Origin of the sequence: Mesotoga sp. UBA5557 (genome assembly GCF_002425715.1) — a bacterium.
Lineage (GTDB): Bacteria > Thermotogota > Thermotogae > Petrotogales > Kosmotogaceae > Mesotoga.
This window is the reverse complement of sequence record NZ_DIMV01000064.1, coordinates 71,850-94,653: the sequence shown is the minus strand read 5'-3', so window position 1 is coordinate 94,653 and position 22,804 is coordinate 71,850. Positions and strand designations below refer to the sequence as shown.

The following is a 22,804-nucleotide window of genomic DNA, read 5'->3' as shown; positions in this document are numbered from 1 at the left end:
TCACTTCTTTGCGTGAATACATTGGGAGGAGTGCTGAAGATCAGATATAGTCGGAAAGCTCCGCTTCAATTTCCGTCAGTGTCTTGTTTTCAAGTATTGAAATTCTCATCGCGATCGGAGGATGTGTGCTCCACAAGGATGCGAAGAAGGAGGTCTTATTGTTTATCCTCCTCTTCAAAGGATCTGATATGAATAGATGAGCGGTCGCCACATTTGCTGTCTGGAGTTTCGCAGAAGTCGTTGCAATCTTTCGGAGAGCTCTCGATAGTCCTTCGGGATTTCTAGTCAATTCGACGGCTCTCGCATCAGCAAAGTATTCTCTTGTTCTCGAGACAGCAAGCAACGAGAGTCTTCCAGTAAAGGAGAAGAGTGCGCCAAGCCCTGCAACTGCCGCAAGAAAAGCGATTATAGGCAGAGCAGAGTTGTCGTTCTTCTTTGAGGAGCGTTTTGACCTTGTAGCCGCTCCAATAGCGCCGTACCGCAGGTAAGTGATAAGTGCCCTAAAGGCAAGCAATTGAACAATCACAACCGCACCAAGAAGCGCAGAGATCAGTGTCATAAGGAGAACGTCCTTATTTACTATGTGACTAAGTTCGTGGCCGATTACGCCGGAGGTCTCCTCACGATCGAGATTCTTCAAAAGTCCGCTAGTTACGCAAACGACGGAATCTTCTTGTCTCCTTCCGGTAGCGAATGCATTAATAACCGAGTTATCATCAATCACAAATAAATCCGGAGGTTTCCCCATTCCAGCTGCAATTGAGAGTTCATCTACGATGTTCTTGAGCTGTCGTTCCTCTGGATCGTTCATTTTGAGAGGGCGCGCTTTTACTGATTTCAAGACGATCTCTTTTCCTGAGGAGAGAGAAATAAGAATCTGTATTAGGGCAACGGAGAGGAAAACAAGAGTGAATATAGGTAGAATACCGAAGATCAAGTCTATTATCAGGCCGAATACAACCATCATGGCAAGAAAGACCATCACGAGAATGATGGTCTTTCTGACATTCTTCCTGCCTTCTTCGTAGAAATCTACTGTAAAAGACATAGCTCTCAGAAGGAAAGATCTACTTTGGGAGCTTCTTTTTCGGCCTCTGTCACTTCAAAGAGAGGAAACGATTCAAATTTACCCCCAAAGAAGCCAACAATGGCGTTATTCGGGAAGATCTCGATCTTTGTATTGAACTTGGTAGCAGAATCATTGTAGAACTGTCTTGCGTAAGAGATCTTGTTCTCGGTACTGGTCAATTCTTCCATCAGCTGTGATACATTTGTGTTTGCTTTCAGATCAGGGTAATTCTCGACTACTGCAAGCAGTCTACCGAGCGCGCCGCCAAGTTCTTGTTCTGCCTTGATCTTGTCTCCCACACCTTGAGCTGAAACAGCTTTTGCTCTCGCTTGCATTACTTTTTCCAGAGTTTCCTGTTCAAATTTCATGTAACCTTTCACAGAGCTAACAAGGTTCGGGATTAGATCATGTCTTCTCTTGAGCTGAACATCGATCTGCGACCATGCATTTTCGACCCTCTTTTTTAGGGTGACTAAATTGTTATATACCCCGATGAGCCATAGAGCTAAGACAACAATAATTCCAATTACAACGAAAAGGATGACCATTCAATCACCTCCAACTTATGGTAATTATACAGTATTATCTTTGTCAATCATCGCTGCTAGTGATCCGGTGTTCTGCACAACTCTGTAACTATGTGTAACGGGTATCATATCTTTGGTCGTTTCTCCCGATAGAACAAGGTAGGTGTCAACTCCCGCTCTCAGTCCGCACTCAATATCTGTGTAGAGCCTATCTCCAACCATAACCGTCTCTTCAGGTGAGCAACCGAAGTCTTTCATGACCATATTGAGTATCGTTGGATCCGGCTTTCCGACTATTTGATCAGGTTTACGACCCGTAGATGTCTCGAAGAGGCTAATAAGACTTCCAACATCCGGTACAGGGCCTTCTTCGGTAGGACAGTTAATATCAGGATGACTTGCAATGTATGGAACACCTCTTCTTATGAAGAGAGCGGCCTTCCTGATCTTTTCGTAAGTAATCTCTGTGTCGTATGTCAGAACGAGAACATCAGGATTACTTTCATCGAGGACTATCCCCTTATCTAAAAACATCTTCCGGACTGAATGCGTTGACAACAGATACACCTTCTTGCCAGGAAAGCAGTTCTTGAGGAGACTTACAGTAGCCTCCCCGGATGTGTAGACCTCGAATAGTCTCCTTTCGATGCCCATTTTCACCAATTTTCTGATATATTCTTCAGGAGTACGTGATGAATTGTTGGTTAGAAACACGAGTCTTGAATTGTGTCTGTAGATGGCCCTGGCGAAATCCAGACTGCCTGGTAAAAGATGCTCGCCCAGGTAGAACGTTCCATCCATATCTGAAACGAAGAGTCTTTTGTGTTTGAGCATCTCTTCCTCCATTTTTCCAGCTGTTTTCATATGCAGAGTATAATACAAAGGGTGAGATGAAATGAAAAGGAAATTCGAAAGAAAGTACTTCTTTATCATATTCATGATAGTCAGCGGATTTTTTATGTTCATTGCCTTAGGAAATGGCTTCTGGAGGGAATCAGCTCCCTACAAGATCGATTCGGTTGAAATCAACGCCAGACTGAATGATCAGGGGGAGCTTCTCGTTGAAGAGCTTTCAGTTTATACGCTATCTCGCAACAACAGGACAGCGACTAAGAAACTCCATTTATCATATCCCTCGGTTCTCAACTCGTATTCTATTGAGGTTTCCCAGGGAACCGGTGTTGTCAGAGAGATATCGTCATCTCCCGGCGGCTTCGATGCGAGGATCTTTCTTGAACAAGAAGTCACCCAGTTTCTGATGACAACTGAATACAGTTTATCCGGTGTTGTCGAGATAGGAACGGATATCGCCGTGTTGAGCTATAGATTCTGGGAACCAAACTCAGATGCCATGACCAGAGACATCTCTCTTTCCATAGAGTTACCCGAGGCCATAATCTCTAGGATAACAAAGGACGATATCTCTGTCAGGCCCTATAAAGAAGCCAGGGTGGAGATAGAAGGAAACTCCGTGAAGCTTCGAATGAAATCTGTTCTTTCAAATGCATCGGGCGAAATCAAGATCTCGTTTCCAAAAAACATTGCCAGTACTATGCCAAACGCGGTGAGTACAACCGTAAGCAAAAGTTCGATTCGCAAGGAACACGAGATAGCCATGTTCCAGCAGGCTTTTCTTTCGGGTTTGATCGGGTTTCAGATAGCAGTTCCTTTCTTCGTCTTATTCTTCACGTTTATCCTTTTTGGAGTCGAGCCTCAGGTTAAGTCGGAAATTGGTTATAGAATCTACGATGTACCGGGCTATATTCTTAATGCAGTAATAAGGAATCCATTCCAGGAAGTGGATCACAACGGCTTCCTTGCAACGATTCTTGAGATGCACAACAGCGGAGAGATATTTATCGGTGAGAATTCTATATCCGTGAAGGCAACTCATAATGGAATCCCAACGCAGCAGCAATGGGCGCTTCAGGCCATCAAGTCTCTAAAGAGAAATGAAGACGGTTCAATAGAGATTCCTGATGCTGAAAACAACAGCGTTTCGCTCAACGAATTCAGGGAACATTATAGTCTTTGGCAGAAGAATGCGATGCGCAGCGTGAAGTCAGGAAGATTCTATGAGTACCTCGGTTCTACGGTCATGTCGGTTTTTTCGATCTTCTACTTAATCATCTGGTCCATGATACTGAAGTTTCTCTTTGGAAACTGGCAGATATACCTCTCCTTTCCAGATGAATCTCTCGTGCTGTCAATAGTTCTCTATGCAGACTGGTGCCTGGGATGGCTTCTTCTAGTTGTCCCGAAGAGGATTTTCGCAAGATGGACGCCTTCAGGGAGACTGTTCTATATGGAATGGAAGAAGTCAGAGAAGGATCTTCTTTCAAAGCCCTCGCTTAACAACGATGATTTGTCAAAGCTTGTAGCTATGGGGCATCTGCAGAATCTGATTGCCAACAGACAGAAGGTAAACGAACAACAGCTTTCAGTACTCCGCCAACTGCAGAAACTCGAACTGCTTCTTGATAAAGCGAAATCCTGATAACTTCTCCCGAATGAATACATGTCTCCCTAAATCGAGCAGTTGACAATTGTAGCAGAAATATTCTATAATTTACTTACTAATACCCCTAGGGGGTAAATGGAGGTGTGGATTTCATGAGCGCAAAGGTAGTTGTATATTCTACTCCCACATGTCCCTGGTGCAAGAGAGCAAAGGACTATTTCAGGGCAAACGGAATTGCTTTTAAAGACTATGATGTAAGCAAGGATAAAGCCAAAGCGGAAGAAATGGTCAAGAAGAGTGGGCAGATGGGTGTTCCGGTGATAACAATAGGAAGCCAGGTTATTGTAGGATTTGACAAGGGAAAGATAGACGGCCTTCTGGGTATCCATTAACTGAAGAAGCGATTTCACGGCGGGCATTAGCCCGCTTTGTTTTTTTGTCAACGGGGTGCTATTCTCTCAATATAGAGCAAAAAGCATATATGTACATTGCTGGAGGTGTTGAGTTGAAGAGGTACTTTGTTGCGCCTGGTAGGATTAATATCATTGGAGAGCATACTGATTACAACGAAGGGTTCGTAATGCCAGCCGCGATTGACAAATATGTTCTTCTGTCAATTGAGAAGAATGGTAACGGTCGGATTCACCTGAGCTCCATGGGAAGAAAACCGGTGTCATTCGAAGAAAGTGTTATTGAAAAGACAGGTGACTGGAGCGATTATCTAAAAGGAATAATCTGGATCTTGAAGAATAAGCTTGACGCCAAGTTCGGGGGAATGGATATTGATATTCGCTCCAGCCTTCCTGAAGGAGCAGGTCTCTCGAGCTCTGCCGCTTTAGAGGTTGCCTTGATAGTAGCACTGAACTCGGTTTTTGATCTAAAGCTCAGCGAAACTCAGTTGTACAATTATGCTCAGGAAGCAGAGAACGATTTTGTCGGAGTCAAGTGTGGAATTATGGATCAATTCACGGCGGTAATGGGACGTAGGAACAAGGCGATATTCCTTGATACTCTCAAGATGCAATATGAGTATGTCCCCCTGGAACTGGGCGACTATACGCTTCTTGTGTTCGATTCAAAGGTACATCATTCTCTTTCAAGAGGCGCGTATAATTCAAGAAGAGAGGAAGCACGAAAGGCTCTTGAGATTCTTGGCAGGAGTAGCTATCGCGAAGTTTCAATGGTTGATCTGTTTCCGAACAGAGGAAAAATGGGTGATCTCTATTATAGACGAGCTTTGCATGTTGTTTCAGAGAACATGAGGGTTCTGGAGTCAATGAAGATTCTATCAAACTCGAATTTTGAAAACCTTGGCAGGCTTCTCATACAATCTCATGAATCTCTGGCTCTTGACTATGAGGTTACTTGTGAAGAGACTGACTTCATTGTTGATACGCTTAGAGAGATGAAGGGCGTATCGGGTGCAAGAATGATTGGAGCCGGGTTCGGTGGATCGGTACTCGCCCTTTGTGAGAAAACCGAGGAGAAGAAGATAGTTGAAGTGGTGAAAACGAGATATAAAGAGAAGTTTGCGATAGATATCGATTGTTACGAAGTAAGGCCCTCGGATGGTGCAAGGGAAGTTGAAGCCTCTTTCCCTTTGTGAGAAAGAAAGTCTGACTTAAATGGACTTATCCCAGTTCTGTTGCTTTGAACGGTTTTGCGAAGGAGGATGATATGAACATTAGACTAGGCGTTGTAGGAGCGGGAATCGCCTCAAGGGAACTTCATCTTCCCGCCTTAATGGAGCTGAAAGATCTATTCACAATTACTGCTGTAAACAGCAGAACAAGAAAGAAGGCTGAGGAGTTCGCCGATCTCGTTGGAGGTAAAATCAAAGTCTTCGATTCTTATGAAGAGATTCTTTATTCCGATGATGTCGATGCGATTGTCCTTGCAGTGCCAATTGCCCTCAATCCCGAAATGATCGTAGCTGCGAGAACGGCGGAGAAACCAGTTATTTGTGAGAAACCTATTGCCGCGTCGGTGAAAGAAGGACTTTCTCTGTTGAATCTTCCGGGGAATTCACCTGTCTACATCGCAGAGAATTACAGACACATAGAAGTTTACACTAAGGCTTCCGAATTTGTGAGGGAAGGAAGGATCGGCAAACCAATCATATTCAGTTGGCTCAAATGGGTAGATTTCGGACTGGATAACAAGTATGTTCAGACTAAGTGGAGGCAAGCCCCGAAACATGTGGGGGGATTCATTTCTGACGGTGGCGTTCATGACATTGCGGCCTTGCGAAAAATCCTTGGGAATGTGAGAGAAGTTAGCGGATTTTCAGAGAAGAATCTCGATTATCTTGGTGCGGAGAACTCAGTGGTCTTCAATATGACACTGGGAGACGGAGTGATTGGGAACTACTCGGTTGTATATGGTGCTCCGGCCACTCTTAACAGACTCGAGATCGTTGGAACAGAAGGCCTGTTGCGTGTTGACAAGGATGAAGCGACAATCGAAATCGAGGCTCACGGTCGAGAGAAATTCTACGCAAATAACAGTGATGGATTCGTTGAGGAATTTGCTGATTTCTACAGAGTCATTAAAGGTCAGAAGAATTCTCTCGGCTCTATTCGGGAGGCAATCCTTGATCTGGCGACCGTTGAGGCCGGATTGATTTCTGCAAATGAGAAACGAGTAGTGATTGTGGACTCATTGATAGTAGAGAGTTGATGGGAAGATGACTGGCTTCAATACTAGAGCTATTCATAGTGGCGAAGAGCAAAAAGTTTGCGACGCCGTAACAACTCCAATTTTCCAGACTTCGAACTTCCTGGCAAATGACGACAAGTATCTCAGCGAAACCTCAGAGACCTTATATACAAGGGTCGGAAATCCGTCGATAGGAGTTTTAGAAAGGAAGCTGTCCGATCTTTTCGGAGGAAAAGGCGGAGTGTTCTTTTCATCGGGAATGGGCGCTATCACTACGGTATTTCTCACTTTTCTCAAGTCAGGGATGAACTTGGTGATTTCGAAAAACGTTTACGGAGGGACTCAGAGTCTTATCGCGGAACTACCCGGCATGGGAGTAGAGGTCAGGAGATTTGACCAGTCAAAGTTAGAAGACCTTGAGAATCTTGTCGACTACAATACCGCTATCGTGTATGTTGAGTCAATGGCAAATCCGAACCTGGTCTTATCGGAAATCGAAAACATATCAAAGATAACAAAGAAGAGCGGAGCGCTTTTGATAGTCGACAATACATTTCTGTCTCCCTACAATTTTAGGCCGCTTGAACATGGTGCCGACGTAGATATCCAGAGTCTGTCTAAGTATGTGAATGGCCATTCCGATGTCATTGCGGGCTTTGCCGCCTTCAGCGAAGGCGATTCTGAGAAGCTTGTTAGACAGAAAATGATTAGGTTGGGCACGAATGGAGCTCCATTTGATGCTTTTCTGGTCAGTCGTGGAGTGAAGACTCTTGGTCCCAGAATGGAACTGCATAATAAGAACGGGGAAGAAGTAGCGGTTTTTCTCTCGAAAAGTCCAAAAGTGCGTAGAGTCTCTTATCCTTCTTTGATGAACACTAAACCTAGCTGCTTTGCAGATTGCAAAGGCTTTGGGGGAGTCGTGTATCTTGAGCTGGAGAATCTGGAAAAAGCGAAAAGATTCATAAGAAGCAGCAAGCTCTTTCTAGAAGCAACAAGTCTGGCCGGAGTCGAATCACTTGTCACGATACCTGTTCTCACCAGTCACTCTTCATTTACAGATGAACAGCTTAGTGAAGTGGGTCTATCCAAAGGAGGGGTAAGGCTTTCGGTGGGGATCGAGGATGTTGAAGATCTTCTGGAAGATCTAGGTGCAGCTCTTGAAGCAATCTAGGAGCAACCAAGAAAATGAATGATTCTGTTCTTTGTACCTGCCCCGAGAAAGAAAGGAACCCGGCGTCTGAAAGAGCAAGAAAAACCGACAACCAGAATTGGAGTCATAAACGTCTTTCCTCTCAGCATCAGTAATGAAACCGCGATTCAACTTGTTTTCTTGTTGGCCTATAATAGACAACAAGGTTGTGAGGTGATTTGAAGTGTTGAAGATAAGAATCGCGGGAATAGAGGAGCTGTTCCTTAGCAGCGCGAGAGAGTTCAAGATAGAGAGAGAAAACCTTGTCCTTATCTATGGCTTTTCAAACCTTCCAGACTCATCGGGAGTTTTGCTCAGAGTCTCAATTCGCAACGAAGATCCCTCTCCTAAGAAAGTTGGCAAGATCGATCTAATCGAAATCCAGGATGTTAGTGAGCCCGTTTACTACAACAACTGGCAGTCATGGTTCCCATTCAAGGCTTACTGGGAGCGACCATTAGTGGATTCGTTTGTTCAGTACGCAGATTCTCAAGGAATAAGTCTCTTTGCCGCCTCCCCAATACCTGAGCTCCTTAGGAAAGGGCAAAGACCTAGTGATTACTTCATTGCCACCGACGAGCTCCTTGTAGGTTTTGTCTCGAATCAATTCACTCACCAGTATTTCCTATGGGACGATGAGACCTTGAGCATCATTGGTTCAGTGGATCTCTTCGGTACTGAACTTGCATCGGGCGAGTCAATAGAACTCGAAGAGATGGTTATTCTTGGTAATAAAAGCCTCTGGACTATGCTTGAAAAGTATGCTGATCTCATAAAGCAGAGTAATGAGGTTGAGTTTAATGAGTTTGAAGGGATAGGTTGGTGTAGTTGGTACCACTACTTCACCGACATAACTTTCGATGAGTTGTCGAAGAATGTGAAGCTTCTTGCCGAAATTCGAGATCGCGAGAAAATCGATTACAGACTGGTTCAGCTTGACGATGGTTACGAAAAGGAAATAGGCGACTGGCTGACGACCAACTCCAAATTTCCGGACTTGAAAGAAATCGCTTCTGAAATTAGGGGAAAAGGCTTCAAAGCGGGACTGTGGATAGCCCCATTTTCTGCTTCCGAATCCTCAAGGCTGTTCAACGAGCACAAAGAATGGTTTGTAAAGAACAGTGATGGCAATCCCAGAGTAGCATACAGAAATTGGAATAAGCAGATTTTCGCTCTTGACACGACTAATCCAGAAGTTCTACTTCACCTCGAAAGGCTTATAAAGACAATAAGGAGTTATGGCTTTGACTATTTGAAAATAGATTTTCTCTTCGCTGGTGCGATTCCTGGAGGGCGCTTCAACGAATTCTTAACACCGGTTGAGGCGTATAGAAGTGGAATGCAGACAATTAGAGCTGCTGCCGGAGATGATTGCTTCATTCTTGGCTGTGGAGCTCCTCTGCTTCCCTCAGTAGGTTATGTTGATGGTATGAGAATCGGGTCCGATACTGCGCCCGAGTGGAATGGGGAAACGATGGATATAGGAGTTCCGAGCGCAAGGTACAGCTTGAGAAATGCCTACACAAGGTCCTTCATGCACCGCAGGCTGTGGCTGAATGATCCCGATACGATTGTTTTGAGGAACTGCGGACTTACCGAAGAAGAGAAGCGAGTATTTGCATTATCTGTGGGTTTACTTGATGGAATGATGCTTACCAGTGATGACATGTCTCAGGTTGGCCGCGACGGGATTTCTTTGCTCATGGAAGCGATGCAGCTTAGGGGAGGAGAACCCAGGGTCTTCCTTGACGGCATGAACGGAGTCTTCGCAACCTGTACGAGAAATGCACCCGTCTATGACGTCACCTCTTTCGTGAATCTTACCGATACACCTCGGCACTCAATTAAGCTCAAGAAGATGTATCAGGATTGGTCAGGCGTAATTCCTTCCGTTATGGAAGTTGAACTACCTCCCCGAAGCATATGGATAGAAAAGCGAGAAGCACGAGAAGGTTTAGAATGAGCCGCCTGAATCAACTACCGACAATAACCTCGGTTATGGTTGAATAGTTGACGGGACTTTAGAACTCGATATCAAGAGTTGTCGGCAGAAGCCAGTTCACCGCTCTCGTTCCTAACAAGAATCCAAACTGTTATAGCAGGGATCTCTACTGTGTGCTGATCAATTACCAGTATTCTTCCGGAAAGATACTCAAAGAATTCGCCACTTGTCGAAGGACTGAAGGAGACGCTTTCTCGTGATGGATTAACTACAACAATTACTTCATCCTGATCGTTCCATCTTCTGTAAGAGAGAACGGGGCCACTGGTTGTCATGACTTCATATTCTCCGGTACGAAGAGATTCGTGAGACTCTCTAAGCTCTGTTAGCTTCTTGTAGAATTCGTAGATTTCCCAGTTCCATCTCTCTTCGTCCCAGATCATGGGAGCTCTGTTCTCCGGATCCTTTCCCCCCTTCATTCCGATTTCGTCTCCGTAGTAAATTACAGGGCTGCCGATGAAAGTCATCTGAATTGCCACTGCTATCTTCAGAAGATCAACCTGATTGAAGGCAAGGGTAAGAATTCTCTCGGTGTCATGGCTGTCGAGAATGTTCCAGAGAGAATGCAGAGTCTGAGGCGGATAAGCGTTGAGATACAGATTAGTCATAGCTGCGAACTTTGCAGCAGAGTTTCCCGCTCTGAAAACATACTCCACAACCGCATCCTTAAAGGGGTAGTTCATAACCGAATCAAAAGACTTGCCTCTAAGCAGTGCTCTGGCGTCTCCCCAAAATTCCGCGACAAGCAATTTTTCTTTGTCTAACCCCTTCACAAGTGGTCTGAAGAAATCACTCCAGAATAGAGGGTCAACTTCCGTTGCAACATCGAGACGCCAGCCACCGATTCCTTCAAGATCGTACTTGCGTACAAGTTGTTCCACGTAAGCCTGCCAGCCTTCGTTGAGGCTGTTTATCTTAGGCATATATGCGTAGCCGTTCCATCCCACATATGTCATTGCCCTATCCTGGATCTTCCTTATTGGAAAGCGTTTGACAAAATACCAGTCCTTGTAGGGGGAAGTCTCCTCTCTTTCACGGAGATCTTTGAAGGCGAAGAAGTCGTAGCCGGTATGATTGAAGACTCCATCCAGAATCAATTTGATGCCAGAATCTTCTGCCAGTGAAATGAGCTCCTCGAAAACATAGTCGTCGCCGAAATTGTCATCGATCTTCAGGTAGTCTTCAGTATCGTACTTGTGACTCGAAGGGCTTTCAAAGATCGGGTTCAGGTATATCGCATTTACTCCCAGCTCAAGAATGTGATCGAAACGATCGATGATCCCTTTGAGGTCTCCTCCGAAAAAGCCATCGCCGCCGAGGTTGGCGAAAACAGGATCAGAATTCCACGGCTGAACTCCAACAGGATCGTTTCTGGGATCTCCATTTGCGAATCTCTCAGGAAAAATCTGATAATAAACGGCTCCCTTTGACCATTCCGGAAGATCAAAATATGTTATGGGAAGCCTATCTTTCTCGAAAATGAATGGAAGACGTAACTCTTGGCACAGTCCGAGAGAATCGAGGACCACTGAGTTGTCTCCATCCTGTATCTCGAAGTAATACTCCAAGTTTTCAACTTTTATCCTGTCTGTACGATAAAAGCTATCTTTGCCGAAGTCGCGTAGATACTCTAGATTGTAGCGATTCCCATCGACAATTAGACTGAGCTGATAAGTAGTTCCAATAGGAAGTGAAACGGCAAAGTAGAATTCATTTTCGTTTACCGGGTTGAAGTAATCTCTGTCGCCAACACTGTGTCTGGCAAAGTCTTGCTGGTCTCCAAGGTTTTCTACTCTTAACACTGATAGTTCTGCTCCATCTTTGTACGACTTGTCAGGATTCCTTTGGTCAAGAAAAGTCGCATCTTCTGTGGAATAGTAGTAATGATAGAGACCTGGCTCAATATTAACTTCTGCTGACCACCAATTGTTATCGAGTCGAGACATATTCAGTTCCAGTGAACTCTCAATGATCACTACTGAGGGTGTTGAATCTGCAGTAGTAAGAAAGGATACTCCTCTGGCAATTGTCATTGCCAAGACGAAAACCGTAGTAACGACGCTCTTCATTTTCATCATTTCGACCCCTCCTTGATTTTCCTCTTCGACAGCGCGTTGGCCCCCCATACTCCGAAGAGAATAAGAGCTACTCCAAACATCTGAATTGGTCCGAATCTTTCTCCCCTGAAAATCACGCCTGCGAAAAGAGATACAACTGTTGAAAGGTAGACAAAGACGGTTGAGCGCGATGCTTCAAGCTTGGACAGCATGAAGTTGATCAAGAAGAATGCTCCGACCGACGATAATGTGCCGAGGTAAAGCGCAGCAATGGCGACACCAGGCTGAGCAATTCCGCCGATATAGAACAAAAACTCTCCTCTTGACAAAGACAATATAAGTGCGATTACGGTGAAAGAGATGAAGCCCATCGTCATCATATGATATGTGATCTCCCATGAACTAAACCTGACAGAGGCTTTTCGCGAGAGAATGTTATAGAAGGCTGCCGAGATTGTGCTGCCTATCAAAATGATCGGCCCCAGTGGACTGCTTCCTGAGGAAATCCCCTTTCCGGCGGTTATCAAAGTTATGCCAAATAGCGCAGTCACAACTGAGATTATCTGAGGAGCGGCAAGTCTCTCCTTAAGAAATATCCTGGCGAAAATCAGTACGAATATTGGAATTGTCGAAAGGAGTATTCCAGCTTCGGATGAAGTGGACAAAGAGACCCCAACATTTTCGAAGATGAAGTACATGACCGGTTGAACAAGGCTGAGAAGAAGAAGGTCTTTAAAAACTGCTCTGTAGGGTCTGATTCTGACGATACCAAACAATCTAAACAATGAAATAGTCAGAAAGGCAACAGAAAATCTGTACGAAAGAAAGTACATGGGATTTGTATATTCAAGTGCGTTCTTCGTAAATAGAAAGGAAAGACCAAAGATAACTGAAGAACCGATTCCTGCAAAATATGCCAAGAGACTATCTCTTTCTATCTCTGCCATAAAGCACCTCAACCAATAATAGCACTGCGATGAAGTAACCGGCAACCTTAGGGCCTTGTCGCCTTTGCATAGTCTATAATAGTAGTGATCTCCTTTTCAAGAAGGCGGTGTTGTTTTGTTCAGAAGATATATTCTGTTTTTTGTTCTGCTGATTTCGGTCATCGTAAGTGGATATTCATTCAGAGATCTGGACTGGTTGAAGCATGAATCAGAGCACTTTGTTTATATATACCATAACGAAGTGGCCGGTTCGGTTTCCCAAATTGAAGAGATTGCAGAAAATACCTTCCTTGGCTTGAGTGAATTGTTCGGAAACCCTTTCAGAGACAAGATCTCCATATTGATCGGAGGCTATGAGGATCGGTCAAACGGTCTGGCAAATCCAGTCATGGAATCAATCTACATAATGACGATCGGTCTCGACTATCCCTACAGAAATGACGGCTTCTGGTTGGAAGAAGTGATCGCTCACGAACTTAGTCATCTTTTTCAGATGACCGCAACAACTCAAGTTGGAAACTTTCTGAGAAACTATTTCTCAAGACTTTACCTTCCTAACGCCCTTCAGCCCATGTGGTTCACCGAAGGCTTTGCGCAGTTAGGGAGCGAACTTATTGGAGACCTTTATGAGTACGATTACAGACGCTTGCCTTTTCTTTGGGATCAACTTGACAGAGAGGACCCCTTTCTCGAGGAGACCGTAGTATCCGGTCACAGCGGCATCGGGGGAGAGGCCTATTACAATTACGGCTATGCGTTCCTGACATTTCTATATGAGACCTATGGCTTTGAAAGCATTCAGGAATTGGTCAGGATAAAGTCGGGGATTCTTGGATTTGCCGGAATTGATTTTTCTTTTGAGAGAGTATATGGTAAAAGCTATCAGGAGCTAAAGGCGGAGTTTATCGATTTTGAATCGGAAAAGTGGAAAGGAGTAGAGACTCCATCTATCCACAGACTCTCTTCGGATATCGGGGAATTTGTCAGTCACTACAGATCAAAGACCTACGCGAATAGACTGTATTATATTGGGTTTGATAGAGAGCAAAGATACTACACGCTATATAGGGAAGACACCGAAATTCTCAGAACCAGCATGGAGATCATTGATTTCGCTGTTTTTGAGAATGAAATTGCATTGTTGCTTTTTGAGAAGGAAGTCTCCGAAACAAGGCTTTACTTCTTCAGGGAAGGAAGGCTTGAGCGAACGAAGTACTCCCACCTTGTCGGAATCGATTTCGCCGGAAAAGATCGTCTAGCAATTCTGAGGAATAGTTTGGGGACTATGTCTGTGGAAATCCTCTCACTTCGAAATGAAAGGGTGACGACGATATTCGCGGCAATAGACCCGGAAATGCAGATCACTAGCGTCAGAGCATCTCAAGATGGTGCGCTCGTAGCGTTCAGAGTCAATATGCGCGGAAACAAGTATATTGCATTCTACTCATCGGGTTTCGATGCCCCTTTAATGTACAAAATCGATAAGGACTTCTCACTTGGAAGCTGGACTTCAGGCGGATTTCTTATTTCGGTGGAGAACGGATTTGGCAGCAGTGTTTATCTTGTCACATCTGAAGGCGAGATGACAAGTCTTGCCACCTTTCCCAGGTACGTCAGAGATCCTGCCAGAACAAGAGAAGGAATTGTGGCTGTCGGTCAGGTCAAGGGAAACAAGTTGTTGTACTCAGTTGAATCAAAGACCACTGAGTTCAAGCTCAAGGAAACGAGTGTTGAGATGCGAGTTCCTGAGCCATTAGAAGGCGAGAAATACGAAGGTTTCACAAGTTGGAGATTTGTGTCTCCCATTCCTTACAAGGGTCTGTCTTTGCTTTTTTCCGATCTTACATTTCACAACCATCTGATTGCCGGTGGATCTTTCGACTTTGGGACAATGCTTCCGAGCCTCCACCTCGAACTGTGTAGTATTGACTACACGCCCGTTGATTTCACCCTTTCGTTCGAGTTTTCGGATCTCAATGTCGAAGCTTCTTTGGAGGCTTATCGTCAGTATGTCATTAATCCCAAACTTGCTTTCGGCTGGAAGGCCGAGCTCAATTATCCCCTGCAAGTCTCGGGATCAATTAACGTTGTTCTTCAGGATTCATCTGTGCTTTACGGGGGTCAGGCATCACTGAAGACGAATATTGCCGTTAGGGATACGCAGACGGCAACTTCAAATCTTGTGGACGTGGGGATAAGAGTCGATTTTGACTGGAAGAAAAACGGATTTGCATTAGATTCAGCTATCTTTTCTAGGGTGACTTTCGGAGAAGATCCATCTCTAGTACCGGTTGAGCTATGGGATTTCAGGGACGATTCCAACATAGTCGTTGGCCTTTCAATCTCGTCTGACTACACTATTTCGAGGAGAGGGTTCAATCTTATTAATCTTGTTCACCTTTCTGAGGAAGGAATTGGAGCGAAGATCGATACGTTGATAGGAAGGAGCTTTTCCTGGAGACTGGCTATATATAAGTTTGAGACGGTCTACCTTTACGCAGCTTACCCAATGAAAATAAAAGCAGGAATCATGCTTGAAAGCATGAGACTCCTGCCCTACATAGATTTCGCACTACTTTACTAGAACTTCACAACCCTCAGGAGAATCCTGCACGCTCACAGTGTACAGCCTTTCTCCGTTGTGAACTTCGAATGTCAATGATCTCTCTCTGCATTTGAAGCTACCTGTTTTGGGTAGAACTTCAATTCTAATTCCATCTGTACAACTGCGCACAACTATTTTCTTCAAAGAATATTCGCCGGTTTCGTGAGCGTTGCTAATTCCGTCGTCTTCATACAGTTCAAACTCCGCATAATTCTTAACAAAACCTATGATTCGAAGATCTCCCCAGGATCCGCTCTCAACAAATTGAGAGCTGCAGGTAGTAACGACCAAGGAGTCCTCCTTCAAGAAATAGGGAATGGTATCTAAAGGAGCCTCTGTCCAGACATGGCCTGAAGCGAATGCTCTCTTCGTGTTAAGATCTAGCCATTCTCCTTCTGGAAGATAAACGTGCCTACCCTTTGAATTCCTCTGGTAAATGGGAGCAACCATGATAGACGGACCTATCATGAACTGATCGTCGGCGTTATAAGTTTCCCTGTCTTTGGGCCAGACAATCGGGAGGGGTCTAATCATTGTAATTTTTCCGTCGGCTGACTGCTTATGAATTGTGTAGAAATAGGGAAGCAATGAGTAACGAAGCTCTATTGCCTTCTTAATGAGCCTCTCCACCTCGCTGTCGAAGGCCCAAGGTTCCTGTCTCCTCGTTCCAATGGCACTGTGATTCCTGAAGAAGGGAAGAAAGGCCCCCAGTTGAGTCCATCGTACAAGCAGCTCTCCGCTACAATCGCCGCCAAAGCCGCCCACATCGCAACCAACAAAGCTTACTCCTGCAAGCGAAATGGATTGGATTAGCCTGATTTCGCTTAGCAGCTGTTCCCAACTACTCTCGTTATCGCCCGTCCAAAGGATCGCGTATCTTTGAATGCCGGGATATGACGATCTAGTGATAATGAAGGGTCTTGAATCGGGCCTGCTTTTCCTTATTCCCTCGAATGCTGCTCGAGCCATATTGAACCCATAGATGTTTCGTACCTTTCTATGCAAGTGAGCGATCCCATTATCATCAGTCTGAACAAAATCCTTCCCGTAGTCGTAGTACTTCTTCTTTGAGGCAATCCTCGCAAAAAGGAATTCCGTTTCAATTCCATTGTCATCTATTTCGGTTGCAAGCTGTTGTAGCTCTTTGAGCAATTCAGGTGTGTAGAAAATCGAGGGCTCATTCATGTCGTTCCAGAAGCCAGAGACTCCGTCCTTCAAGAGCCTGTCATAATGTTCTCCCCACCAATTTCTCGTAGCAGAGTTCAGGAAGTCCGGGAGTCTGGATTCTCCAGGCCAGACTGCAGGTCTAAAGGGGGTACCATCTTCCTTCTTGCAGAAGAAGTCACCCTTGAGGCCATCCTCATAGATGTCGTAGTTTTCAACTGCCTTAACACCCGGATCTACTATTGAAATGATCTTAATGCCCATATTAGATAGTCGTTCTATCATTGACGACGGATTGGGGAAGCTATTCTCATCCCAAGTGAATACCTTATAACTGTCCATGTAGTCAATATCCAGATGTATTGCGTCGCATGGTATCTTTTTGTTCCTGAGATTTTCCGCGATTTCAATAACGGATTTCTCATCTCCATACGACCATCTTGACTGATGATAACCCAAAGCCCAGGCGGGTAAGAACAAAGGGTTCCCGGTTAGTCTGAATAGGTCTCTTATAGTCTCATGTGGGCTCTCAAAGAACATGAAAAGACTAAAACCATCGCCTTCTATATCGATTTTCAGCCTGTCTCGCGTTTCGAAGCCTACGTCGAATCTGGAGTATCCCGGGTGATCTAGAAAGAAGCCGATCTGTCTCCTGGCTGAAGCTATATAGAATACTGGAAGCGTTGAGTAAAGCCTTTTCTTTGAGGGAGAATGATCAGGTTCATCGGTATTGTACATCTCATAAACTGCGCCCCTTTTGTTGAGAGGGCCGATCGATTGTCCGAGTCCAAGAACTGCCTGGTCGTCATGTAGTTCGATTTTAATACTGAATCCATCTGTCGTTTCTACAATCTCCATCTCGTTGAAGTCCTGCGATGAGGATCCTTCTAGCCCGTGCAGCCTCAACCCTTGGAAGAGATGATTTGCCACGTCGCTGTCCAGTTCTTCTGCAGGCGCGGTCAATACCGAATCAGTTTCGAACTTCGTCTTTCCCTCTCTTTCAACTTCCATTTTGATTACTGAATCGAAATAGCGAAAGAATCGTTTCCTCAAAGCAGCGCCTCCATTTATAAGAAATTTTGATCTCATTGTACAACAAAATGTTAGACTTTGTATGTAAAGCAGAAGCGAGGAGGTAGATTGATGACAGTCAGGAAAGCTATTGAGAAGATCAAGGGATTGGAAGCTGAGATGCTTTCGGAGATTACTGGAAAATTCTCGTTCTTTATCGAAGGAGGTGATCCACAGAGATTCACTGTCGAGATCTGCGATGGCAGGCTAGAGGTTTTTGAAGAAGAACGACCTTCGGATTGCTCAATACGCACAGATTTCGCGACCTTTGAAGGACTGATTGAAGGAGTTGTGAATCCTCTGACAGCTTTCATGACTGGAAGTTTAAGGGTATCGGGCGATCTGGCCTTTGCGATGAAGCTTAACAAACTGCTTGGAGGTGGATGAATGGCACATGAAGTACTGATATTGGCTTTTGAAGGGAAGAAATCTTGTTTTCTTCATGCTTTGCTGAATGCACTTGACATGTCGGAAAAGGGATTTGCCGTATCTGTCGTAATGGAGGGAGAATCTCCCCGTCTCATGAAAGAGATTACACATGAAAAGGATCCTGTTCATGAGATTTACATTGAAGCGAAGAAAAGGGGCCTTATAAAGGCCGTATGTTATGGTTGTTCGAAAATGATGGGCGTCCTTGACATAGTAGAGAAAGAGGGTCTCCCCCTGAATGGGGACATGAGGAACCACGTTCCGCTGGCACCATATGTGGAGCGTGGAGCCGAGATCATTACATTCTAGAGGAAATTCGAATTATTACTGCGGAGAGCTGACTAAAGGCAGATTTCTCTCAAAGAAGGGAGTTCGTGATGAGGAACAGTCTTAGACGATGGAAGAATGAAAAACTGGCGCAGAAACTCATAGAAGTCTTTGAAAGCAAATCCGTGAGGGTGATTTACCTCCCAGATATAGAAATGGTGGTCGAAGAAGTTCATAAGCTGATTCCCGATGGAGCTACCGTTAGTTCAGGCGGATCGGTGACGCTTCAGGAGTCTGGAGTAATGGATTTGTTGAGGTCGGGGAAATATGAATTTCTTGACAGAGACTCGGTTTCCGAAGATAGAGAGAAAAGGGAGATCATGATCAAGGCATTTGAGTCCGACTATTATCTATGTAGCGCGAATGCCATCACAGAGAATGGAGAGATTCTACTGCTGGATGGGAGCGGCAACAGGGCCGCTGCAGTAACGTTCGGCCCCGAGAAGGTGATTTTTGTCGCCGGAATTAATAAAGTCGTGAACGATCTGGATGCAGGCATCAAGAGGATCAAGTCGATAGCACCGATGAATGCAAAGAGGCTGAACTTGCATACTCCCTGCGTGACAACCGGATTTTGCTCCGACTGCAGCAGCGAAGAAAGAATATGTGAAACGTACTCGATAATAATCGATTCGAGAAGAAGACCATGGCGCTACACGATCGTTCTTGTAGGTGAAGAGCTTGGCCTGTAAGAAAACTCTCATGATAAGAGTCTTTGGGCGTGTGCAGGGCGTTGGTTTCAGGTACTTTGCCCTTCACACCGCCACGTCTCTTGGGGTGACGGGTTTTGTGAGGAACGAGCCCGATGGAAGTGTGGAGATCGTTTGTTCCGGATGTGATGAGGAAATCGATGCTTTCGTTGAAAGAATAGATAGGGGTCCATCCTATGCCAGCATTACAAAGACAGAAATTGAAGAGCTCCCATTCAAGCCGTTCAATAACTTCGAAATTAGGTACTGAGGTTTAGATTTGTCCCCATTCTGCTAGGAACCTCTTCACAAACTCCACAACGAAACTGTAGCGGTCCTCAGCCATTTTTCTTGCAGTTCCCGTCCAGAAAGTTTCCGGTCTTATCTTAAGTATCTTCTCGTGAAAATGATTGATAGAACTACGCGAATTGCCGCTATAAGAGTTGCACGGACCGAATTGGAGAGAGTGAAGAGGAGTTCCGACCTTTCCGGAATAGGCAACGACCCTTGCTATGGCCACTGCACCTATAGCGTCTAGTCTGTCCGCATCCTGGAGGATCTTTCCCGTCACACTGGTAGGTGTTAAACCGCCGGAGTATCTGTGCGATCTAATCGCCTGCGAGACTTCCGAGATAAACGAAAAGTTGAATTCCATGGTCGGTAGAAGTCCTAAAGCATATTCCGCGCCGGATTCTGCATGATCGATGCCGGTTAGAGCTTCTTGAGGCCGCTTAATGTCATGAAGGAGTGCGGCGATGACTGCCTTTTGAAGGTCACACCTCTCCCGAGAAGCAATTTCGCTCGCATTCTCCGTTACCCTGAAAGTGTGGGAAATATCATGAGCAGGGTCATCGTAGTCTTCAAAGGCTTCCCTAACGATGTGGAGGATTTCTCGCAAGTGTGGAATGCAGTCCATCAGCTCTGTAAGATTCATATTTCTCTCCTTGAGTAAAAAAGAAAAGTCTAGATGCATAATGTAAAATAAGTATACAAGATGATTTGTATGAATAGGTGAAAGGAGGCACGAATATTGAATATCCTCGTTACAAACGATGATGGAATCATGTCGCCCGGGATTATTTTGCTTGCCGAAACGCTTTCTGAAGAGCATGAAGTCCTTGTAGTTGCACCCGATGTCGAAAGAAGCGCGACTGGACACGCAATAACAATCAGAACTCCGCTGTGGGCCAAGGAAGTCAAAGTTGGTAATAAAAACATCGGCTATGCAATTAATGGTACTCCGGCTGATTGCGTAAAGCTCGGATTACTTGCGATTTCGGATAGGAAGATAGATCTTGTGATAAGCGGGGTGAACAAAGGGCAGAATATGGGAATAGATGTTCTTTATTCCGGAACAGTCTCAGGTGCTCTAGAGGGCGCAGTAACTGATACCCCATCGATTGCGGTCTCAAGCAGTGACTGGAGTAATCCCGAGTATGAAACCGCAGCCAGATTCATGGTCAATTTTCTCAAAATCTACGATGTCAGTAAGATGCCGGACTTCACGGCTCTAAATATAAATGTTCCTTCAGTCAAGTACGAGGAACTGAAGGGTTGGAAAGTGACCAGACAGAGCAGAAGAAGATACAAGGATTATTTTGAAAAGAGAAAGGACCCTTATGGGAACAACTACTACTGGATATTCGGAGAGGTAGTTGAAGATGAATGTTCTACTGATTGTGATTTCAACGCAGTTAAATCCAACTTCGTATCGATAACCCCTCTCCATGCCATTATGACCGATAAAGAGTATTTTGAGGAACTGAAGGAGATTTCGGAAGGGTGGTCGGAATGAAAGTGATTTATATAGGAAACCCCATACTTCGAAATGTTTCCGAGAGTGTCAAAGTTTTCGACGATGATCTCAGAGCGTTCGTGAAAGAGTTGAGCAAGACGATGTACGTTGAGGACGGCGTGGGCCTCGCAGCACCGCAAGTGGCTGTGTCCCGGAGGATTTTTGTTTACGACCCCGGAGACGGGTTGAGGGTAGTAATTAATCCAGAGATTATTTCCAAGAGTGATGAGACAGTAAGGATGGAAGAGGGTTGCCTCAGCATACCCGGAATTTACGCCGATATCATCAGGCCGTCTGCAGTTCGAATACATTATCAGGATGAATATGGCCGGCACCACGAAGAGGATTTGACGGACTATCCTGCGAGAATAGTGCAGCACGAGAGCGATCATCTTGAAGGAGTGCTATTCGTTGATTATCTTTCCTCATCAAAAAGAGCGGTGCTGAAACCAAAATTGAATCAGATAATTAAGGAAAGCATAAGATAAAATGAAGATCGTATTCATGGGAACTCCCGAATTTGCGGCTGCTCATCTCAAGGCGATTGTAGAATCGGGGAACAACGTGGCAGGAGTCTTTTCACAGCCTGACAGGCCTAAGGGGAGAGGGCGGAGAGTAGAACCCACCCCGGTGAAGACAGTCGCCACTAGCTACGGAATACCAGTTTTTCAGCCTGAAAAGATCAATTCTGATGAAGGGTTCGAAAAACTTTTGGAGCTATCTCCAGATATTATCGTTGTTGTGGCATTTGGAAAACTTCTTAAGTCGGGTGTTATAAACCTTCCAACCATCGGTTGTTTCAACGTTCATGCTTCTCTTCTGCCCAAATATAGAGGTGCAGCCCCGATTCAGCGAGCAATAGAAAGTGGAGAGACAAAGACGGGAATAACGATATTCAAGATTGATGAAGGAATGGATACTGGTGAGATTGCTCTCAAAAGAGAAATCGAAATAGAATCGTCGGACACTTTAGGAACGCTTTACACGAAGCTTGAAAAGCTTGGTACAGAAACATTGCTGGACTTTTTGAGAATCGTAAACGAGGGAAAGCTGAAGCTTTCTCCACAGCAAGGAGAGTTTTCGAACGCACCTAAAATCCAATCTTCGGATCTCGTCATCACAGATTTCTCTGATCCTGTGAGGGTAGTGAATAAGATAAGAGCTTACGACCCCCGTCCGGGAGCAAGAGCAGAGCTTGAAGGTAAACCGATAAAGTTGTATGGGGCTTCAGTAATTGACTTCTATGGGAAAGGCCGTAGAATCGGCGAAATTGTGGAAATTGATGACCGTGGAATGGTTATTAGCTGTGGCACTGGAAATGTTATTATATCGTTAGTGCAGTTACCCGGGAAGAAACCGATGAGACCCAAGGATGCTGTAAGTGGTCGGTTAATTCACGATGGGATGATTTTGGGGGGATAAAAATGCCCAGGGTAATGAGGTTATTTCAGATCAGAAACGAGATCACTGAAGATGGTGCTGCTAGAATAGTTGCGAGACTAAGGTCGCTCGACGGCATAGTTAAGGCTCAGGCAGATGTTGCCAGCGGAGTGATAGAAGTTGAATACGAGAATGCAATCGTTGACAGATATATAATTCAGGAAGAACTGTCCAAACTCGGTTTTGATATGCTTATATAAACCATTCTCGCACTTTCCTTCTTGACAAAGGAATCCGGTCAAGTTATAATTTCTGACGTGTGACGTTGCCGAGGTGGTGGAATTGGCAGACACGCATGGTTGAGGTCCATGTGGGCAGTTTAGCCTATGCGGGTTCAAGTCCCGCCCTCGGCACCACTGAACCGGGTTCATAGC

Annotated in this window: 22 protein-coding genes and 1 tRNA gene; 16 read left to right on the top strand and 7 right to left on the bottom strand. The window is 45.0% G+C overall.

Going from position 1 to position 22,804, the window contains the following annotated elements; all coding sequences use genetic code 11:
• Positions 1 to 40 precede the first annotated feature (40 nt).
• Genes B3157_RS08740 through B3157_RS08730 form a run of 3 tightly spaced genes read right to left on the bottom strand, consistent with a single transcriptional unit; the run spans position 41 to position 2,430 of the window.
• Positions 41 to 1,048, bottom strand: coding sequence for a M48 family metallopeptidase (locus B3157_RS08740; protein ID WP_292590134.1), 1,008 nt, complete (start codon positions 1,046 to 1,048; stop codon positions 41 to 43).
• A gap of 5 nt (positions 1,049 to 1,053) precedes the next feature.
• Complete coding sequence (locus B3157_RS08735) at positions 1,054 to 1,617, bottom strand: LemA family protein (RefSeq protein WP_214059851.1); 564 nt, start codon at positions 1,615 to 1,617, stop codon at positions 1,054 to 1,056.
• Between the two features lie 24 nt (positions 1,618 to 1,641).
• A complete protein-coding gene (locus B3157_RS08730; protein ID WP_214059850.1) occupies positions 1,642 to 2,430 on the bottom strand; it encodes an HAD-IIA family hydrolase in 789 nt (262 codons plus the stop codon).
• A gap of 61 nt (positions 2,431 to 2,491) precedes the next feature.
• On the opposite strand from B3157_RS08730, the gene B3157_RS08725 reads away from it, so the two are divergent.
• From B3157_RS08725 to B3157_RS08700, 6 genes are all read left to right on the top strand, one after another.
• A complete protein-coding gene (locus B3157_RS08725; RefSeq protein WP_292590131.1) occupies positions 2,492 to 4,093 on the top strand; it encodes a DUF2207 family protein in 1,602 nt (533 codons plus the stop codon).
• A gap of 116 nt (positions 4,094 to 4,209) precedes the next feature.
• Positions 4,210 to 4,449 (top strand): glutaredoxin family protein, encoded by a 240-nt coding sequence (locus tag B3157_RS08720; protein WP_099830910.1) that lies wholly within the window; start codon positions 4,210 to 4,212, stop codon positions 4,447 to 4,449.
• A gap of 113 nt (positions 4,450 to 4,562) precedes the next feature.
• A complete protein-coding gene (gene galK / locus B3157_RS08715) occupies positions 4,563 to 5,663 on the top strand; it encodes a galactokinase (RefSeq protein ID WP_099830911.1) in 1,101 nt (366 codons plus the stop codon).
• 71 nt (positions 5,664 to 5,734) lie between these two features.
• Positions 5,735 to 6,736: a Gfo/Idh/MocA family protein gene (locus B3157_RS08710; RefSeq protein ID WP_292590129.1), complete on the top strand. Its 1,002-nt coding sequence runs from the start codon at positions 5,735 to 5,737 to the stop codon at positions 6,734 to 6,736.
• A 7-nt stretch (positions 6,737 to 6,743) separates the two neighbouring features.
• On the top strand, positions 6,744 to 7,886 hold the full coding sequence (locus B3157_RS08705) for a trans-sulfuration enzyme family protein (RefSeq protein ID WP_292590128.1): 1,143 nt from the start codon (positions 6,744 to 6,746) through the stop codon (positions 7,884 to 7,886).
• Between the two features lie 202 nt (positions 7,887 to 8,088).
• Complete coding sequence (locus B3157_RS08700) at positions 8,089 to 9,867, top strand: glycoside hydrolase family 36 protein (protein WP_292590126.1); 1,779 nt, start codon at positions 8,089 to 8,091, stop codon at positions 9,865 to 9,867.
• Between the two features lie 71 nt (positions 9,868 to 9,938).
• On the opposite strand, the gene B3157_RS08695 is transcribed toward B3157_RS08700, so the two are convergent.
• Together B3157_RS08695 and B3157_RS08690 are read right to left on the bottom strand one after the other, a co-directional pair.
• A complete protein-coding gene (locus B3157_RS08695) occupies positions 9,939 to 11,984 on the bottom strand; it encodes a glycoside hydrolase family 13 protein (RefSeq protein ID WP_292590125.1) in 2,046 nt (681 codons plus the stop codon).
• The gene (locus B3157_RS08690) at positions 11,981 to 12,910 is read right to left on the bottom strand and encodes a DMT family transporter (RefSeq protein WP_292590124.1); all 930 of its coding nucleotides are present in this window, start codon (positions 12,908 to 12,910) and stop codon (positions 11,981 to 11,983) included. Before B3157_RS08690 ends, B3157_RS08695 begins: the two co-directional genes overlap by 4 nt.
• Before the next feature lie 115 nt (positions 12,911 to 13,025).
• Here B3157_RS08690 and B3157_RS08685 point away from each other — a divergent pair, with 115 nt between their 5' ends.
• Positions 13,026 to 15,494: a hypothetical protein gene (locus tag B3157_RS08685; RefSeq protein ID WP_292590123.1), complete on the top strand. Its 2,469-nt coding sequence runs from the start codon at positions 13,026 to 13,028 to the stop codon at positions 15,492 to 15,494.
• Here B3157_RS08685 and B3157_RS08680 read toward each other — a convergent pair.
• Positions 15,483 to 17,732, bottom strand: a complete 2,250-nt coding sequence (locus tag B3157_RS08680) for a TIM-barrel domain-containing protein (protein WP_292590122.1) — start codon at positions 17,730 to 17,732, stop codon at positions 15,483 to 15,485. The two genes, B3157_RS08685 and B3157_RS08680, sit on opposite strands and share 12 nt — an antisense overlap.
• 90 nt (positions 17,733 to 17,822) lie before the next feature.
• Between B3157_RS08680 and B3157_RS08675 the strand changes: the two genes are divergently transcribed.
• The 4 genes from B3157_RS08675 to B3157_RS08660 all read left to right on the top strand — a co-directional run bounded on the left by B3157_RS08675 (position 17,823) and on the right by B3157_RS08660 (position 19,466).
• Positions 17,823 to 18,137, top strand: coding sequence for an SCP2 sterol-binding domain-containing protein (locus B3157_RS08675; RefSeq protein ID WP_099830919.1), 315 nt, complete (start codon positions 17,823 to 17,825; stop codon positions 18,135 to 18,137).
• On the top strand, positions 18,138 to 18,488 hold the full coding sequence (locus tag B3157_RS08670; protein WP_099830920.1) for a hypothetical protein: 351 nt from the start codon (positions 18,138 to 18,140) through the stop codon (positions 18,486 to 18,488).
• 68 nt (positions 18,489 to 18,556) lie between these two features.
• Entirely contained in the window at positions 18,557 to 19,198 is a 642-nt protein-coding gene (locus tag B3157_RS08665) for a lactate utilization protein (RefSeq protein WP_099830921.1), read from the top strand.
• The gene (locus B3157_RS08660; protein ID WP_292590120.1) at positions 19,188 to 19,466 is read left to right on the top strand and encodes an acylphosphatase; all 279 of its coding nucleotides are present in this window, start codon (positions 19,188 to 19,190) and stop codon (positions 19,464 to 19,466) included. The genes B3157_RS08665 and B3157_RS08660 overlap by 11 nt, the downstream gene beginning before the upstream one ends.
• A 3-nt stretch (positions 19,467 to 19,469) precedes the next feature.
• Here the strand turns inward: B3157_RS08660 and B3157_RS08655 are convergent, their stop codons facing one another.
• Positions 19,470 to 20,129, bottom strand: a complete 660-nt coding sequence (locus B3157_RS08655; protein ID WP_292590119.1) for an HD domain-containing protein — start codon at positions 20,127 to 20,129, stop codon at positions 19,470 to 19,472.
• A 96-nt stretch (positions 20,130 to 20,225) separates the two neighbouring features.
• Here B3157_RS08655 and surE point away from each other — a divergent pair, with 96 nt between their 5' ends.
• The 5 genes from surE (at position 20,226) to B3157_RS08630 (ending at position 22,786) form a co-directional block, all read left to right on the top strand.
• Positions 20,226 to 20,990: a 5'/3'-nucleotidase SurE gene (gene surE, locus B3157_RS08650; RefSeq protein ID WP_099830924.1), complete on the top strand. Its 765-nt coding sequence runs from the start codon at positions 20,226 to 20,228 to the stop codon at positions 20,988 to 20,990.
• The gene (gene def, locus B3157_RS08645; RefSeq protein ID WP_292590118.1) at positions 20,987 to 21,478 is read left to right on the top strand and encodes a peptide deformylase; all 492 of its coding nucleotides are present in this window, start codon (positions 20,987 to 20,989) and stop codon (positions 21,476 to 21,478) included. Before surE ends, def begins: the two co-directional genes overlap by 4 nt.
• A 1-nt stretch (position 21,479) precedes the next feature.
• Positions 21,480 to 22,412: a methionyl-tRNA formyltransferase gene (fmt, locus tag B3157_RS08640; protein ID WP_292590117.1), complete on the top strand. Its 933-nt coding sequence runs from the start codon at positions 21,480 to 21,482 to the stop codon at positions 22,410 to 22,412.
• Positions 22,413 to 22,414: 2 nt separating this feature from the next.
• Positions 22,415 to 22,630, top strand: coding sequence for a heavy-metal-associated domain-containing protein (locus tag B3157_RS08635; RefSeq protein ID WP_214060156.1), 216 nt, complete (start codon positions 22,415 to 22,417; stop codon positions 22,628 to 22,630).
• A gap of 67 nt (positions 22,631 to 22,697) precedes the next feature.
• Positions 22,698 to 22,786: transfer RNA gene (locus B3157_RS08630), tRNA-Leu, on the top strand.
• Positions 22,787 to 22,804: the final 18 nt, after the last annotated feature.

What these genes read in the sequence shown, in the direction of transcription:
- B3157_RS08740 (WP_292590134.1), bottom strand. Translation starts at nt 1,048, where the DNA reads ATGTCTTTTACAGTAGATTTCTACGAAGAAGGCAGGAAGAATGTCAGA.
- B3157_RS08735 (WP_214059851.1), bottom strand. Translation starts at nt 1,617, where the DNA reads ATGGTCATCCTTTTCGTTGTAATTGGAATTATTGTTGTCTTAGCTCTA.
- B3157_RS08730 (WP_214059850.1), bottom strand. Translation starts at nt 2,430, where the DNA reads ATGCTCAAACACAAAAGACTCTTCGTTTCAGATATGGATGGAACGTTC.
- B3157_RS08725 (WP_292590131.1), top strand. Translation starts at nt 2,492, where the DNA reads ATGAAAAGGAAATTCGAAAGAAAGTACTTCTTTATCATATTCATGATA.
- B3157_RS08720 (WP_099830910.1), top strand. Translation starts at nt 4,210, where the DNA reads ATGAGCGCAAAGGTAGTTGTATATTCTACTCCCACATGTCCCTGGTGC.
- B3157_RS08710 (WP_292590129.1), top strand. Translation starts at nt 5,735, where the DNA reads ATGAACATTAGACTAGGCGTTGTAGGAGCGGGAATCGCCTCAAGGGAA.
- B3157_RS08705 (WP_292590128.1), top strand. Translation starts at nt 6,744, where the DNA reads ATGACTGGCTTCAATACTAGAGCTATTCATAGTGGCGAAGAGCAAAAA.
- B3157_RS08695 (WP_292590125.1), bottom strand. Translation starts at nt 11,984, where the DNA reads ATGATGAAAATGAAGAGCGTCGTTACTACGGTTTTCGTCTTGGCAATG.
- B3157_RS08690 (WP_292590124.1), bottom strand. Translation starts at nt 12,910, where the DNA reads ATGGCAGAGATAGAAAGAGATAGTCTCTTGGCATATTTTGCAGGAATC.
- B3157_RS08675 (WP_099830919.1), top strand. Translation starts at nt 17,823, where the DNA reads ATGACAGTCAGGAAAGCTATTGAGAAGATCAAGGGATTGGAAGCTGAG.
- B3157_RS08670 (WP_099830920.1), top strand. Translation starts at nt 18,138, where the DNA reads ATGGCACATGAAGTACTGATATTGGCTTTTGAAGGGAAGAAATCTTGT.
- B3157_RS08665 (WP_099830921.1), top strand. Translation starts at nt 18,557, where the DNA reads ATGAGGAACAGTCTTAGACGATGGAAGAATGAAAAACTGGCGCAGAAA.
- B3157_RS08655 (WP_292590119.1), bottom strand. Translation starts at nt 20,129, where the DNA reads ATGAATCTTACAGAGCTGATGGACTGCATTCCACACTTGCGAGAAATC.
- def (WP_292590118.1), top strand. Translation starts at nt 20,987, where the DNA reads ATGAAAGTGATTTATATAGGAAACCCCATACTTCGAAATGTTTCCGAG.
- fmt (WP_292590117.1), top strand. Translation starts at nt 21,480, where the DNA reads ATGAAGATCGTATTCATGGGAACTCCCGAATTTGCGGCTGCTCATCTC.
- B3157_RS08635 (WP_214060156.1), top strand. Translation starts at nt 22,415, where the DNA reads ATGCCCAGGGTAATGAGGTTATTTCAGATCAGAAACGAGATCACTGAA.